Annotated in this window: 13 protein-coding genes; 4 read left to right on the forward strand and 9 right to left on the reverse strand. The window is 69.0% G+C overall.

Features of this window, described 5'->3' with window-relative positions; genetic code table 11:
- Positions 1–132: 132 nt before the first annotated feature.
- Both JOE46_RS15860 and JOE46_RS15865 read left to right on the forward strand, forming a co-directional pair.
- Positions 133–1488 carry an MFS transporter gene (locus tag JOE46_RS15860; protein ID WP_097213011.1) on the forward strand — a complete coding sequence of 452 codons (1356 nt, stop codon included), beginning with the start codon at positions 133–135 and terminating at the stop codon, positions 1486–1488.
- The gene (locus tag JOE46_RS15865; RefSeq protein ID WP_209927829.1) at positions 1485–2951 is read left to right on the forward strand and encodes an aspartate aminotransferase family protein; all 1467 of its coding nucleotides are present in this window, start codon (positions 1485–1487) and stop codon (positions 2949–2951) included. The genes JOE46_RS15860 and JOE46_RS15865 overlap by 4 nt, the downstream gene beginning before the upstream one ends.
- A 59-nt stretch (positions 2952–3010) precedes the next feature.
- Here JOE46_RS15865 and JOE46_RS15870 read toward each other — a convergent pair whose 3' ends face one another.
- From JOE46_RS15870 to mscL, 7 genes are all read right to left on the reverse strand, one after another.
- Entirely contained in the window at positions 3011–3487 is a 477-nt protein-coding gene (locus tag JOE46_RS15870; RefSeq protein WP_097213014.1) for a Dps family protein, read from the reverse strand.
- 128 nt (positions 3488–3615) lie between these two features.
- The gene (locus JOE46_RS15875) at positions 3616–4074 is read right to left on the reverse strand and encodes a Fur family transcriptional regulator (RefSeq protein WP_097213015.1); all 459 of its coding nucleotides are present in this window, start codon (positions 4072–4074) and stop codon (positions 3616–3618) included.
- A gap of 348 nt (positions 4075–4422) precedes the next feature.
- Entirely contained in the window at positions 4423–5898 is a 1476-nt protein-coding gene (locus JOE46_RS15880; protein WP_097213017.1) for a catalase, read from the reverse strand.
- 289 nt (positions 5899–6187) lie between these two features.
- Positions 6188–7687 carry an NAD(P)/FAD-dependent oxidoreductase gene (locus JOE46_RS15885; RefSeq protein WP_307861293.1) on the reverse strand — a complete coding sequence of 500 codons (1500 nt, stop codon included), beginning with the start codon at positions 7685–7687 and terminating at the stop codon, positions 6188–6190.
- The gene (locus tag JOE46_RS15890; protein ID WP_209927830.1) at positions 7684–8259 is read right to left on the reverse strand and encodes a TetR/AcrR family transcriptional regulator; all 576 of its coding nucleotides are present in this window, start codon (positions 8257–8259) and stop codon (positions 7684–7686) included. Before JOE46_RS15890 ends, JOE46_RS15885 begins: the two co-directional genes overlap by 4 nt.
- Before the next feature lie 44 nt (positions 8260–8303).
- Complete coding sequence (locus tag JOE46_RS15895) at positions 8304–9698, reverse strand: hypothetical protein (RefSeq protein ID WP_097213018.1); 1395 nt, start codon at positions 9696–9698, stop codon at positions 8304–8306.
- A gap of 134 nt (positions 9699–9832) precedes the next feature.
- The gene (mscL, locus tag JOE46_RS15900) at positions 9833–10240 is read right to left on the reverse strand and encodes a large-conductance mechanosensitive channel protein MscL (protein ID WP_097213019.1); all 408 of its coding nucleotides are present in this window, start codon (positions 10238–10240) and stop codon (positions 9833–9835) included.
- 287 nt (positions 10241–10527) lie between these two features.
- On the opposite strand from mscL, the gene JOE46_RS15905 reads away from it, so the two are divergent.
- Together JOE46_RS15905 and JOE46_RS15910 are read left to right on the forward strand one after the other, a co-directional pair.
- Positions 10528–10932, forward strand: a complete 405-nt coding sequence (locus JOE46_RS15905; RefSeq protein WP_097213021.1) for a hypothetical protein — start codon at positions 10528–10530, stop codon at positions 10930–10932.
- A 113-nt stretch (positions 10933–11045) separates the two neighbouring features.
- On the forward strand, positions 11046–11966 hold the full coding sequence (locus JOE46_RS15910) for a hypothetical protein (RefSeq protein ID WP_097213136.1): 921 nt from the start codon (positions 11046–11048) through the stop codon (positions 11964–11966).
- Between the two features lie 87 nt (positions 11967–12053).
- Here JOE46_RS15910 and JOE46_RS15915 read toward each other — a convergent pair whose 3' ends face one another.
- Positions 12054–13088, reverse strand: coding sequence for an aspartate-semialdehyde dehydrogenase (locus JOE46_RS15915; RefSeq protein WP_097213022.1), 1035 nt, complete (start codon positions 13086–13088; stop codon positions 12054–12056).
- A 2-nt stretch (positions 13089–13090) separates the two neighbouring features.
- Positions 13091–14359 (reverse strand): aspartate kinase, encoded by a 1269-nt coding sequence (locus JOE46_RS15920; RefSeq protein ID WP_077043103.1) that lies wholly within the window; start codon positions 14357–14359, stop codon positions 13091–13093.
- Positions 14360–14393 lie beyond the last annotated feature (34 nt).

Genomic DNA, 14393 nt, shown 5'->3' on the forward strand with positions numbered 1-14393 from the left:
AGGTGGGGGCGTTCGTCGTCCGGTCGAGGTTTCACGTGAATCACCGTGTCCCGCCGGGCGGCCACCGGGGCCGGCGAATTCTCCCTGAGCGCAACCCTCTCGCGGGCCCGCGCAATGACCTATGTTGGCCGGATGACCATGGCTCCCCCACGGCTGAGCAGATCGACCGTCACCGGCTACTCGCTCGGCTCGGTCGGCACCGGAGGCTTCGCCACACTGCCCGGGCTGGTACTCGCCTACTACCTCACCGACACGCTCGGGGTCGCCGCCGCGGCGGCCTCGATGGTGGTGTTCGTACCCAAGGCACTCGACGTGCTGATCAACCCGTACATCGGGTCTCGCAGCGATGCCGACGCGGCCCGCACCGGGACCCGCCGCCGCTTCCTGTTCCTCGGCGCACTGACCCTGCCGGTGTTCTTCGCGCTCACCTTCGCGGTGCCCGCCGGCACCTCCACTCTCGTCGGCTGCCTCTGGGTGACCACGGCCTTCATCCTCGCCGCGATCGCCTTCGGGCTGTTCCAGGTCCCGTACATCGCGCTCCCCGCCGAGCTGACCGAGGACTATCACGAGCGGTCCCGGTTGATGTCCTGGCGCGTCGCGGTGCTCGCCGTCGCGATCCTGCTGTTCGGCGCGGGCGGCCCGGAACTGCGCGAACTCGGCGGCGGGGGCAGGACGGGATACCTGCTGATGGCCGTGATCGCCGGGGTGACCCTCGGGCTCGGCATGCTCGCCGCCTGGCGGATCGCGCCGCGCAGCGCGGGCGTCGGTCACGCACCCGTCGAGGCGTCGTCGGGCCACGGGCTGGCCGACAGCCTCGCCGCGGTGCGCTCGAGCGGCCCGTTCCGATTCCTGCTCGGCACGTTCGCGCTCCAGGCCCTTGCCATCGGCAGCATGCTCGGCGCCGCCCAGTACGCGGCCACCTACGTGCTCGACTCCGAGCGTGCGGTGTCGATCCTGTTCGCCGCCCTGGTCGCACCGGCACTGGCGGTGATGCCGATGTGGATCCGGCTGGTGCGGGCGTGGGGCAAGCAACGCGCGTACTTCCTGGCATCGGGCCTGTTCCTGGCGGCCTCCGTCGCGATGCTCGGTCTGATCGCCGCCCCCGGGCCGTGGGTGTATGCGGTGGTGGCGGTGGCGGGGATCGGTTACGCCGGCATGCAGATGCTGCCGATGTCGATGTTGCCGGACGTGATCAGCGACCACCAGAACACCGCCGCCGGATCCGTGCGGGCCGGCGCCTTCAGCGGGGTGTGGACCGCCGCGGAGACCCTGGGCCTGGCGCTCGGCCCCGCCGTGGTGCTGGCCATCCTCGCCGTGACGGGGTTCGTCTCCTCCACCTCCGATCACCCCGTCGCGCAGTCCGACGGCGCGATCACCGGCATCGTGATCGCCCTCGCCGCCGTACCCGCGGTGCTCGTGGCCGCGAGCATGGTGGCACTGCGCGGATACCGACTGGCAGCCGAAGAACTGAACAGGAGCAGCAAGTGATCTTCGAACGCAGCACCGCCGAGGTGCTCGCCCAGCTCGACGAGCTGAGGAAGACGGACGCTCCTACCGAGGGCGGGCACCTGCTGTCCTACGTGTACGACCCCGGGGTCGCGGAACTGCACGAGGTGGCGGCAGAAGCGGCCCGAAAGGCCCAGCCGCTCAACGGACTCGACCCCACCACGTTCCCCTCCGTCGCGGCGCTCGAGCGCGACCTCATCGCGACGGCCCGCGACGTGCTGGCCGCGGGCGTACCCGACGTCGTCGGCAGCGTCACCAGCGGCGGCACCGAGAGCTGCATCCTCGCGGTCAAGTCCGCCCGCGACACCTGGCGCGCGAGCACCGGCAGCGAGGCGCGGCCGACCCTGGTGATCGGATCCACCGCGCACGCCGCGTTCATCAAGGCGGCGCACTACCTGGACCTGCGGTTGCGGGTGTTGCCGGTGGACCCCGACACCTGCAGGCTGCGTGCCGAGGACGTGGCGGCCGCGCTGGACGAGACCGTCGCGCTGGTGGTCGCGTCGACACCGTCCTATCCGCACGGCGCCCTTGACCCCGTCGCGGAGATCGCGGAAGTCTGTGCGGCCCAAGGCGTCGCCGTGCACGTCGACGGCTGCATCGGGGCATGGGTGCTGCCGTGGTGGCCGGGCTCCGAGGACCGCCCCGCCTGGGACCTGCGGGTGCCTGGCGTCGCGAGCATCTCGGTGGACCTGCACAAGTACGGCTACGCCCCGAAGGGCGTGTCGGTGCTGCTCTACCGGGACCGCGACCGGCACCGGCGTCAGTGGTTCGCGACCAGCGCCTGGCCCGGCTACGCCGTCGTCAATCCCACCATCCTCGGCTCCCGGACGGTGATGCCGATCGCCGCGGGCTGGGCGGTGTCGCAGACGCTCGGGCGCAGCGGGTTCGCCGAGCTGACCGGGCAGATCGCTCGGGCGGCCGAACAGGTACACAAGGCGATCGACGGCATCGAGGGGCTCCTGGTCGTCGGCGACCCGATCGGCCCGCTGCTCGCAGTGGCCGCCGACCCCGACCTCGCCGCCGACCGCAGCGTGGATCCGCACCGCTGGGCTGACGCCGCGAAGGCCCTGGGCTGGACGCTGCAGCCGCAGCCGGGGCGGACGCAGTCGGACGGCACCACGCTGCCGCGCACCACCCACCTGACCCTCACACCGGTCACCGAGCGGGTCAGCATCGAGCTGTGCGACGCGCTGGCCGAGGCGGCGGATGCGGTACGCGGGGTGCCGGGCGCGCAGGCACCCGCCGACGTGGTCGCGGCCGCCGGGCAGATCCGGCCCGAGGACCTCACCAGCGACAATTGCGCCGCCGTCCTCGCCCTCGTGGGGCTGGAGCCCGGCGGCGGGCTGGACGGCCCACTGGCCGAAGTGCTGGCGCTGATCGAGGCACTGCCCGAACCGGTGGCGGAGCGACTGCTGATCGAGTTCCTCGCGCGGTTCATGGAGTAGGCGCCAGCGGCGCCTGTGCGCGCTTGACGAGGGTCAGGACTCGTCAAGCGCGCACGGGCTCACGCTCCCTGCGCCTGCCACATCCAGTGCAGCTGCTCGAGCCGCGCGGTAATGGCGATGAGCAGATCCTGGGTGACCGGGTCGGCCTTCTCGGTGAGCTCGATGCGGGCGCGGAGGCGCTCGATGACCGCGGCCAGGTTCGCCACGATCGCGTCGATCACGTCGGTGTCCTTCGTCCAGCCCGCGCCGAAGCCCTTCGTCCCCGCGTCCGCGGCGACCGTGGCGGAGCGACCGTCGGGGCTGACCCCGACCGCGGTCGCACGCTCGGCGGCCTGATCGGTGAAATCACGTGCGGCGGCAACCAGTTCGTCCAGTGAGGGGTGCACCGACAGGAAGCTCCGACCGATGACGTTCCAGTGCGCCTGCTTGGCGATGAGACCGAGGTCGATCAGGTCCACGACGGTGCCCTGCAGGGCCTCCCCCGCGATCTGCTGCTGTCCGGCGTCGAGGGTGCTGACAATGGGGCTGGTGGTCATGATTCGCTCCTGCGGTTTCGTATGCGGTCGGTTTCGTAGTGAGGGCGATGTCGCCATCCGCCCTCACCCAGTTCAACGACGCTCGACCACAATGGTTCCCGGATGTGGCGAAGGGCACTCCCCCCGCGCTAGTGGAACTGGGCCGTTTCCCCACCAGCGGCGGCCTGACACCGCGGGCAGCTCCCCCAGAACACGACCTCGGCCTCGTCGATCACGAATCCGTGGGTGTCCGAGGGCTGCAGGCAGGGGGCGTGGCCGACGACGCAGTCGGAGTCGAACACCGCGCCACAGCCGCGGCAGACCAGGTGGTGATGATTGTCCCCGGTTCGGACCTCGAACCGGGCGGGCGAACCGGCCGGTTCGAATCGGCGGAGTATCCCGGCGGCCACGCAGGCCTTCAGCACGTCGTACACGGCCTGGGTTGACACCGAGCCGAGCTCCCGACGCGCCTCGGTGGCGAGCCGATCGACGTCCGAATGAGGACGCGCAGCAACAGCATTCAACACAGCGACTCGTGGAGCGGTCACACGGAGCCCCGCCGCGCGCAATTGCGCCCGGGGGTCGAGGTAACCGCCTCCGTGCCCCATGACCCCAGTATGCGCCGGTCCTGGACCACATCAAAGAAGCGATGACGGACCTCGGGCCGACGCCGGCCACGCGCCGCAGACACGATGAAGGGCCGCCCGAGAAGATCGGGCGGCCCTTCGGGTCGACGTCCCACAGGCGCCTCTCGGCGAGTGGTCGCTCGTGGCGACTAAAGGGGTGAGGCCCGGGGCATGTCCGGACGTCGACGAGGGGTTCAACGGGCGCCGGCCCGAGTTTGTTCCCGGAGGACGGTGCCGGCCGGTGTCGAGCCGGTGACCTCGACGTATGTCCCCTGATACGCGTCCGCCCGGACCGGGAGCCCCGGTCCGGGCGGATGGTCGCGCTCGGTGTCAGCTCAGCGCTTTGATCGCCTTCGCGACGCCCTCGCCGTAGGCCGGGTCACAGGCGGTGCAGTTGTCGATGTGCCGCTGCACGACCTGGTCCGAGGCACCGTTGATGGCGCGCGCGGTGTTGTCGAACAGCACCTGCTTCTGCTCGTCGCTCATGTTGTTGAACAACACGCGCGGCTGCGAGAAGTAGTTGTCGTCGTCCTCGCGGTAGTCGAAGTGATCCGCGACCGCCCCGATAGCCTGCGCCGGGTTCCGGTACTGCGGCTGCTCCTGCCACTTGCCGTAGCTGTTGGGCTCGTAGTGCAGCGATCCGCCCTGGTTACCGTCGACCCGCATGGCGCCGTCCCGGTGGAAGTTGTGCACCGGGCTCCTGGGCGCGTTGACCGGGATCTGGAAGTTGTTCACTCCCAGCCGGTATCGCTGCGCGTCACCGTAGGAGAACAACCGGCCCTGCAGCATCCGGTCCGGAGAGAAGCTGATCCCTGGCACCACGTGCGCGGGGTTGAACGCGGCCTGCTCGACCTCGGCGAAGTAGTTGTCGGGGTTGCGGTTGAGCTCCCACTCGCCGACCTCGATCAGCGGGTAGTCGCCCTTCGGCCAGACCTTGGTGAGGTCGAACGGGTGGTAGGGCACCTTCGCCGCGTCCGCCTCCGGCATGATCTGCACACACAGCTTCCACTTGGGGAAGTCGCCCGCCTCGATGGCGTCGAAGAGATCGCGCTGATGGCTCTCGCGGTCGTTGCCCACCAGCTCGGCGGCCTCCGCGTCGGTGAGGTTCTTGATGCCCTGCTGGACGCGGTGGTGGAACTTCACCCAGAAGCGCTCACCCTCGGCGTTGATGAAACTGAACGTGTGCGAGCCGAAGCCGTGCATGTGCCGGTACGAGGCCGGGATGCCGCGGTCGCTCATCACGATCGTCACCTGGTGCAGCGACTCCGGCAGATTCGTCCAGAAGTCCCAATTGTTGTTGGGGCTGCGCAGGTTCGTGCGGGGATCGCGCTTGACCGCGTGGTTGAGGTCCGGGAACTTCAGCGGATCGCGGAAGAAGAAGACCGGGGTGTTGTTGCCGACGAGGTCCCAGTTCCCCTCCTCGGTGTAGAACTTGACGGCAAATCCCCTGATGTCGCGCTCGGCATCGGCCGCGCCGCGCTCGCCCGCCACCGTGGAGAACCGAGCGAACAGCTCCGTCTTCTTGCCGACCTCGGAGAAGATCTTCGCGCTCGTGTACTTGGTGATGTCATTGGTCACGGTGAAGGTGCCGTATGCGCCGGAGCCCTTGGCGTGCATGCGCCGCTCCGGGATGACCTCGCGGTCGAAGTGGGCGAGCTTCTCGAGGAACCAGACGTCCTGCAGCAGCTGCGGCCCGCGCGGGCCTGCAGTGGCGACGTTCTGGTTGTCGGGCACCGGTGCGCCGAACGCGGTGGTCAGCTTCTCGTCGGCACCCTTGGTGTGTCGAGGATCATTGCCATTGCTCATCTAGTGGATCCCTTCCTTACTCGCCGCGCCTCGCGGTATCAGCACGCACTCGGCTGTGGACCTCGGTCAGAATTTCCAATCCGGGCGGGGGCGACCCACCGCGACGTGGGCTGCGCGGCGTTGAGGCTGTGACTCGGTCACCCCTTCCCACTTATACATCTTTCCCCGAACGAGGCAAGAAAGGGCGAAAGGGGCGAATTCCGATGACGCCGTTCGATAGGACCCGGGCAATGGCGGCGCTGCGGGCTCGGCAATCGTGCGCGATCCGATCACGAAGCGTGCTGCTCGCTCACCCCACTCGCGCCCGCACCGCGCGCCGGATCTGATAGTTCTCGGCATCGAATCTCTTTGTCCGGGACCGATATCGGAAGGTGAAGGTGGGCCACATCACCGAGTTGCGCCCCTCCTTGTCGAGGTACCAGCTCGAGCATCCGCCGGTGTTCCAGACCGTGCTCTCGAGCTGGCCGGCGATCTTCTCGTTGTAGCGCGCCTGCGCCACCGGGAGGACCTCGACACAGCCGCCGTCGAGGTGAGCCAGCGCACCGTTGATGTACGCGGCCTGCGACTCCAGCATGTACACGATCGAGCTGTGCCCCAGGTTCGTGTTCGGCCCGTACATGAGGAACAGGTTGGGGAACCCGACGACGGTGGTACCCAGGTACGCCCGGGGGCTGCCCGCCCAGTGCTGCGCCAGCGTCCGTCCGTCGCGACCCCGGAGGTGGCGGGCCACGGGCGGTTCGGTTGGCGAGAAACCGGTGGCGAAGATGATCGCGTCGACCGGCGTCTCCGTGCCCGCGCCGTCGACTACGCCCCCCTCGGTGACCCCGGCGAGCCCCGAGTCGATCAGGTCGACATCGGCTCGGGCCAGGGTCCGCAACCAGTCGTTGGACAGCAGGATCCGCTTGCAGGCGATCGTGAACTCCGGCGTCAGCTTTCGTCGCAGCGTCCGGTCGGGCACCTGCCGCCGCAGGTGTACCGCGGCGAACAGCTGAAAGGCGGGCAACAGCCGCGGCGCCTTGGCCATCGCGAGCACGTAGCCCTCACGAGCGGTGTAGATGGCCGCCCGAACGATCTTCTGCGTGAGCGGAATACGACGATAGAGCTGTTTCTCCAGGCGGGAGAGCGTGCGGTCGCCGCGCGGCAGCACCCAGGCGGGCGTGCGCTGGAACACGGTCAGCCGTTCCACTCGATCGACTATCTCGGGCACGAACTGCACGGCGGAGGCGCCCGTCCCGACCACGGCGACCCGCTTCCCGGTCAGGTCGTAGTCGTGATCCCAGGTGGCCGAGTGGAACAGCCGTCCCCGGAACGTCTCGATGCCCGGTACGTCCGGCAGCCTGGGTGTCGACAGCGCACCCGTGGCGGCGACGAGGGTCTGCGCGGTCAGCTCGCCCAGCGAGGTGCGCACCCTCCAGGCGCAGGCGGCGTCGTCCCAGGACGCCTCGAGCAGCTCGCATCCGGTCAGGATCCGATCGCGGATCCCGGTGTCAGCGACCACCTTCCGCAGGTACGACTGGATCTCCGGCTGCCGGGCGAAGGTGTGACTCCAGTCCGGGCTCGGTGCGAACGAGAACGAGTACAGCGCCGTGGGGACGTCGCACGCGCACCCGGGGTAGGTGTTGTCACGCCAGGTTCCCCCGATGTCGGCGCCCCGCTCGATGACCAGGAGGTCGGCCGCCGGATCATCGCGCAGCACGCGCTCGGTGACCGCGAGGCCCGCGAACCCGGCGCCCACCACCAGGACGCCGACGTGGCCCGGCAACGCGAGCGGTTGCGGTATGGCGGTCACTTCATCACCAGGCCCTTCCAGACCGGGAGCAGCCGCTCCCGGAGTTCACTGTCGAATTCGGGGGTGCGGAACAGCGCCGAGACGGCGAGACCGCGGGCCAGCTCGATGCTCAGGTCGATGGCGTCCACGCCCATCCGCCCGCCCATCACCTCGGCGCTGCCGAGCCGCAGGGCATCGCCGACCTTGCGTTCGAGCGGGATCGTCGCCTCGTGCAGGGCCGGATCGGTGCGGGCCGCGACCCACAGCTCGAGGGCGGCGTAGAACAGCGGGCCGGCGAACGCGTCGACGAGGGTGTCGATCCCCTGGTCGGGATCGGGCCGGGCGTCGAGGATCTCGGCCAGCCGCTTCTCCACCAGGTGCTCGACGGCCGCGACCACCAGTGATTCCTTGGTCGGGAAGTGATGCAGCTGCGCCCCTCGGGAGACCCCCGCCCGGCGCGCGATCTCCTGGGTACTGGTCCGGGCGTAGCCGACCTCGACCAGCAGCGCGATCGCCGCGTCGAGCAGCTTTGTCCGGGTCGCCGCCGTTCGCTGTGCTTGCGTGCGCGGGCCCCGCTCGGTGTCCTGGGTCACACCGACCACCGTACTGGGCTGATTAAAAACAGTCCAGACTGTCGCTAAGTCTGACTATCAGCCTCGGCCGACGCCCCCTCGACCTCGGGCGACGGCACCTCGGCCTCGGCCTGCGCGGCGGCAACCCCTGGCCGGGCGAGCACCTCGACGGCGATCAGCGCGAGCAGGGCCAGCAACGCGATGGTGAACACCACCACCCCGGACGGATAGGTCCAGAAGACCAGCACCGCGACGGCGATCGCGACGATCGCCACCCGCAGCGGGACCCGCAGTCGCGCGGTCCACACCTCGAACTGGGTCGGCGCCCTGCCCTCCCCCGTCTTCCGAATCTTGTCGACACCCCGGGTGAACCCGCGGCGCACCGCGAGGGCGGAGTGCGAACCACCGGTCAGGTAGCCGATCAGCGCGACCACGATCCCGGTCAGGAACCAGGCGCGCAGCATCGTCTTGAGTGGGGCGGCGATCGCGTCCACCACCGCCGCGGCCGCCGCCGGGGACAGCACGTCCGACGGGATGTCGTCGATGTACACCGCGCGGGCGATGTGCAGCGACACGCTCAGCAGTGCCATCGCGATCGCGACCCCGAGTCCCACCAGCGACAGGGCCCGCAGCCGCCTGCCGTGCGGCGCCGCGAACACCGCCCCGATCGCCGCGAGGACCCCCAGCCAGGGCAACCAGGTGGCGGCCTTGTCGAGGGCGTTGACGGCCTTCTGGGCCTTCACGAGGTCGGCGGACTGGAAGATCACGAAGCTCGCATCGGTCTCGGGGATCTTGTCGGCGAAGGCGAACCCGCGCTCGGTCAGGTTCTCCTTGACGGTGCCGAGAATCGCGTTGAGCGGCACGCTCACCGTGCCCTTCTCGTCGATCTCGACCACACCGGTCTCGCCGGTCGCGACCGCGACGAGGCTCTCATGGGCGATCCGGTTCGCGTCGATCCACGCGCTCTCGAACTTGTCGCTGGTCACCAGCGAGTGCACGGTGTCGCGGATGAACCCCTCGGCCTGGCCTGCGATCACCGGGGCCAGCCCGACCACCTGCGGCGGCACCCGCGGCGCGTTCTCGGTCAGGGCCGTCAGCGCCTCCTGCGTGATCTTCTCGACGTCGAGCCGGGTGAAGATCTGGCGCGTCACCTGGTCGGTGATCTCGTCCTGGATTGCCGGGTCGGAGCCGAGGGGTGCCACAGTCGCGACATACCGGTCGGTGTCGAGGATCTCGCTCCGCGTGAAGCGCGCCAGCAGCGAGGTCAGCAGCAGCACCGCGACCAGGACGATCAGGAGCCCGGACGCGGTCCAGCGCAGCGCGCCGCCGATCCCGTGCCGCTTGGCGACCTCGGGCCCGGCGGCCCTGGCGCGCTCGGTCGCGGCGACCTGCGCACGCAGGCGGAGCAGCTCCGCCCGCTCGTCGGCATCGAGAGGCTTCGCATCATCGGTCGGCGTCATGGAAAAAGCATGCGGCCTCGAGGGGCAATTCGACAGCGCCGATCCACAATCTCACCCGCACCGGATGAGGAGAAAACAATCGCGGCGCCCCGAACCCCAAGGGCCGGGACGCCGCGTGGCGTAAAGACGGACGACTAGGACTCGACCCGGGTCGACTTGGCATCCGCGTTGGCGTCGGCGAGCAGGTTCCGGATCTCGGTCAGCAACTCGATGTCCGTCGCCTCCTTCTCCTCCTCGGTCATGAAGCGCTCCTTGACCGAGTTGAACGGGACGATGAGAACGAAGTACACGACCGCCGCGATGAGGACGAAATTGATCACGGCGCTCAGGACGGCACCGACGTTCACGAACGTCTCGGGGCTGTCGGTGATCTGGAAACCGAATCCCATATCGTTCGAGCCGCCCAACGACGCGACGAGCGGGTTCACGATGTTTTCGGTGAACGCGGTCACGATCGCGGTGAAGGCGGCGCCGACCACGACGGCAACGGCGAGGTCCAGCACGTTGCCCCGCAGGAGAAATTCCTTGAATCCCTTGAGCACTTGTTGGTCCTTTCGTTGTGAATATTCAACCAATTATCACGGAATGATATAGGTCGGCGCAGCACCGTACATGATTCCGCGGCCCATCTCACCCAGAGAGGATGACGCGATCGGCCGATCGCGCGCCCTAACGTTTGCGTCATGTCCTATGACCACAACCGACAAGCGACGGCCGTCAAGACGATCGCGATCGTCGCGCTCGTCGCGCTCGTCCTGACCGCCGCACCGATCCTCGTCGCGCTCATCTTCTGATCCGCCACCCGACCGACACCTCACCGAAGGAACCCATGGACGACAAGAGCCCCGGAGGCTGGGGCGTTTTCGCCGGCCTCATGCTGATCATGACCGGCACCTTCAATGCGGTCGAGGGCATCGCCTCCCTCACCGCGCCCACCCGACTGTTCGTCGGGGAAGAGAAGATGCTGATCCTCGACTACGACCGGTGGGGGTGGGTGCTCATCGCGTGGGGCGTCCTCCTCGTCATCGGCGGTGGCGCGCTGCTGGCCGGAGCCACCTGGGCCCGTGTCTTCGGCGTCACCCTCGCGCTGCTGAACGCCGTCGGGCACCTGACACTGATCGGCACCCAGCCCTGGCTGTCGATCCTGGTGATCGCGATCAACATCGGTGTCATCTGGGGCCTCACGGCCGGCTGGCCCGCGAACCGCGCGCCTGCGCAGAGCGCCCCCGCCTGACGCACCCCACCTGTGCCCGCCACCCGTCCCACAACCGGACGGGTGGCGGGCACACGTCTTTCACCTGCCCCGGATGAGGAGTCCGATCCGGCGGTCGCGTTGACTTGACCACCGTGAAGTCCTCGAAACTCTCGGTGAGCCTCGCCAGGGAAGCACTGGAGGTCCGGAAACAGACCGCCAGGGGCTGGCTGAAACGGACCTCGGCCGGTCGCACGGTGGCACGGATCATCAAGGGAATCGTGGACATCGAGCTCGCCGACCGCGCGATGACCCTGGCCGCGCAGGAGTTCACCTCGGTGCTGCCGGTCATCATCGCGGTCGGCACCATCGGGGACCTGGCCGGCGGTGGCACCACCATCTCGGATCAGCTCGGGTTCGATCCATCCGGACTGGACCTGTACGCCCTCGCCCCCGGCGCCCTCGAGGCGAGCACGCCGACGTTCGCCACCTTCGGCGTCATCGGCATGTTGATGATCATCCTGAGCGGGACGTCCTTCGCCCGAGCCATGGGCCGGCTCTACGGGAAGATCTGGAACATCCCGACCCTGTCCATCCGCGGCAGTTGGCGGTGGGTGGCCGTACTGTTCGCGGTCGCCTCGTCGGTGGCGCTGCTCAGCGTGGCCAGGAACCTGGCCGGGTTGGACTGGGTCGGACCGCCGCTGGCGTTCGGCACCGAGCTGGCCATCTGGTTCGCGCTGTGGGCAGTGGTGCCGTACCTGCTCACCGAGGGCAGGCTGGCGGGCCGGGTGCTGTGGGCCACCGCCGCGCTGACCGCGCTCGGGCTCGCCCTGCTCCGCATCGGGGGCCGGATCTACCTGCCGATGGCGGGCGCATCCGCGCAGGAGAAGTTCGGCTCACTCGGGCTGGTGTTCACCACCATCACCTGGATGTTCGTCCTGTCGGGCGTCGTCGTCGCGGCGGCGACGATCGTCAAGGCCCTTGCCCTGGACGAGGGCTGGATCGGGCGGCTGCTCCGCGGTCCCGCACCGGTCCTCGAACCGGCGAACGGCACCAGCATCGCCGAGGCGGTCTGACCGTCACCGGCGCGGCCACCCGCGAGTGTGCACCTCCCGACGCCCGCACTCGGGCGATGCGACGGGAGGTGCACACTCGGCGGAAGGTCAGCCGACGAGCAGCTCCGCGATCTGAATGGTGTTGAGCGCGGCACCCTTGCGCAGGTTGTCGCCGGAGACGAACAGCGCGAGGCCACGGCCACCCGGCACGCCCGGATCCTGACGGATCCGGCCGACCAGCGACGGATCGCCGCCCGCCGCCTGCAGCGGGGTGGGCACGTCGACCAGCTGCACGCCGGGCGCGGTCGCCAGCAACTCCTTGGCGCGCTCGACGGACAGCGGGTTGCCGAACTCGGCGTTGATCGAGAGCGAATGGCCGGTGAACACGGGCACCCGGACGCAGGTGCCGCTGACCAGCAGGTCGGGCAGGCCGAGGATCTTGCGGCTCTCGTTGCGCAGCTTCTGGTCCTCGTCGGTCTCGCCGCTGCCGTCCTCGACCAGCGAGCCGGCCAGGGGGATGACATCGAACGCGATCGGGGCGACGTACTTGTTCGGTGCGGGGAACGTCACGGCGCTGCCGTCGTGCACCAGCTTCTCGACGTCGTCGATCACCGCGCGGGCCTGGGTCGCCAGCTCCTCGACGCCGGCCAGGCCGCTGCCGGACACCGCCTGGTAGCTGCTGATGATCAGCCGCTGCAGTCCGGCCTCGTCGTGCAGCACCTTCAGCACCGGCATCGCGGCCATCGTGGTGCAGTTCGGGTTGGCGATGATGCCCTTCGGCGGGTTCTTCGCCTCCTCCGGGTTGACCTCGCTGACCACCAGCGGGACCTCGGGGTCCTTGCGCCAGGCGGAGGAGTTGTCGATCACGGTCGCGCCCGCCGCGGCGAACCGCGGGGCCTGGACGCGGGAGAGGGTCGCGCCCGCCGAGAACAGCGCGATGTCGATGCCCTTGAGGTCCTCGTCCGAGGTCGCGGCGGTGTCCTCGACCACGATCTCCTCGCCGCGGAACGGCAGCTTGGTCCCCGCCGAGCGGGCGGACGCGAAGAACCGGACCTTGTCCGCGGGGAAGTTGCGTTCCGCGAGGAGCGCGCGCATGACAGCGCCGACCTGTCCGGTCGCGCCGACTACAGCAACAGTTGTCATCTCTAGCGTCCCGTTCCCGCGTGGACGACGGCCTCTTCGTCGCCGCCCAGATCGAATGCCTTGTGGATCGCGCGCACCGCGTCGTCCAGATCGTCGTCGGCGACCAGCACCGAGATGCGGATCTCCGAGGTCGAGATCAGGTCGATGTTGATCCCTGCCTCGGCGAGCGCCTCGCAGAAGGTGGCCGTCACGCCCGGGTGGCTCTTCATGCCTGCGCCGACCAGCGACACCTTGCCGATGCGCTCGTCGGAGAGGATCTGGGTGAACCCGATCTCGCCCTGCAGCTCCGTCAGCTTCTCCACCGCGGCGGGGACATCCGTCTTCGGCAGCGTGAAGGTGATGTCGGTCTTGCCGGTCTCCACCTTCGAGATGTTCTGCAGCACCATGTCGATGTTGATCTCGGTCTCGGCGACGGCGCGGAAGACCTTGGCCGCGTAGCCCGGCACGTCGGGCAGCCCGACGACTGTGACCTTGGCCTCGCTACGGTCGTGCGCGACGCCGGTGAGGATGGCTTCTTCCACGGGAATGTCCTCCATCGATCCGGACACCATGGTGCCGGGCTTTGTGGTGTACGAGGAACGAACGTGCACGGGCACGTTGTAGCGACGCGCGTACTCGACGCAACGCAACATGAGCACCTTCGCGCCGCACGCGGCCATCTCCAGCATCTCTTCGAAGGAGACGGTGTCGAGCCGCTGCGCGTCGGGGACGATTCGCGGGTCCGCGGTGAAGATTCCGTCGACGTCTGTGTAGATCTCGCAGACGTCGGCCTTCAGTGCGGCGGCGAGGGCGACGGCGGTGGTGTCGGATCCGCCGCGACCGAGGGTCGTGACGTCCTTGCTGTCCTGGCTGACGCCCTGGAAGCCGGCGACCAGGACGATCGAGCCGCGGTCGAGGGCGTCGCGGACGCGACCAGGGGTGACGTCGATGATCTTCGCGTTGCCGTGCGCGCCGGTGGTGATGACCCCGGCCTGCGACCCGGTGAAGGAGCGGGCCTCTTCGCCGAGGGAGTGGATCGCCATGGCCACCAGCGAGTTGGAGATGCGCTCGCCCGAGGTCAGCAGCATGTCCATCTCGCGCGCGGGCGGGCCGCCGGGGCACACCTGCTGAGCCAGGTCGAGCAGCTCGTCGGTGGTGTCGCCCATCGCCGAGACCACGACAACCACGTCGTTGCCCGCGCGCTTGGTCTCCACGATCCGTTCGGCGACGCGTCGGATGCGCTCGGCAGATGCCACCGAGGATCCGCCGTACTTCTGCACGACGAGCGCCACGCTAATCAACCTCCGGATCTGGGAACTGGGTACG

This window comes from Rhodococcus sp. PvR099, assembly GCF_017833315.1.
Lineage (GTDB): Bacteria > Actinomycetota > Actinomycetes > Mycobacteriales > Mycobacteriaceae > Rhodococcus_G > Rhodococcus_G oryzae.

Excerpts from the sequence above, each read along its gene's own strand:
- JOE46_RS15860 (WP_097213011.1), top strand. The coding sequence starts at position 133 with ATGACCATGGCTCCCCCACGGCTGAGCAGATCGACCGTCACCGGCTAC.
- JOE46_RS15870 (WP_097213014.1), bottom strand. The coding sequence starts at position 3,487 with ATGACCACCAGCCCCATTGTCAGCACCCTCGACGCCGGACAGCAGCAG.
- JOE46_RS15875 (WP_097213015.1), bottom strand. The coding sequence starts at position 4,074 with ATGGGGCACGGAGGCGGTTACCTCGACCCCCGGGCGCAATTGCGCGCG.
- JOE46_RS15880 (WP_097213017.1), bottom strand. The coding sequence starts at position 5,898 with ATGAGCAATGGCAATGATCCTCGACACACCAAGGGTGCCGACGAGAAG.
- JOE46_RS15895 (WP_097213018.1), bottom strand. The coding sequence starts at position 9,698 with ATGACGCCGACCGATGATGCGAAGCCTCTCGATGCCGACGAGCGGGCG.
- JOE46_RS15905 (WP_097213021.1), top strand. The coding sequence starts at position 10,528 with ATGGACGACAAGAGCCCCGGAGGCTGGGGCGTTTTCGCCGGCCTCATG.
- JOE46_RS15915 (WP_097213022.1), bottom strand. The coding sequence starts at position 13,088 with ATGACAACTGTTGCTGTAGTCGGCGCGACCGGACAGGTCGGCGCTGTC.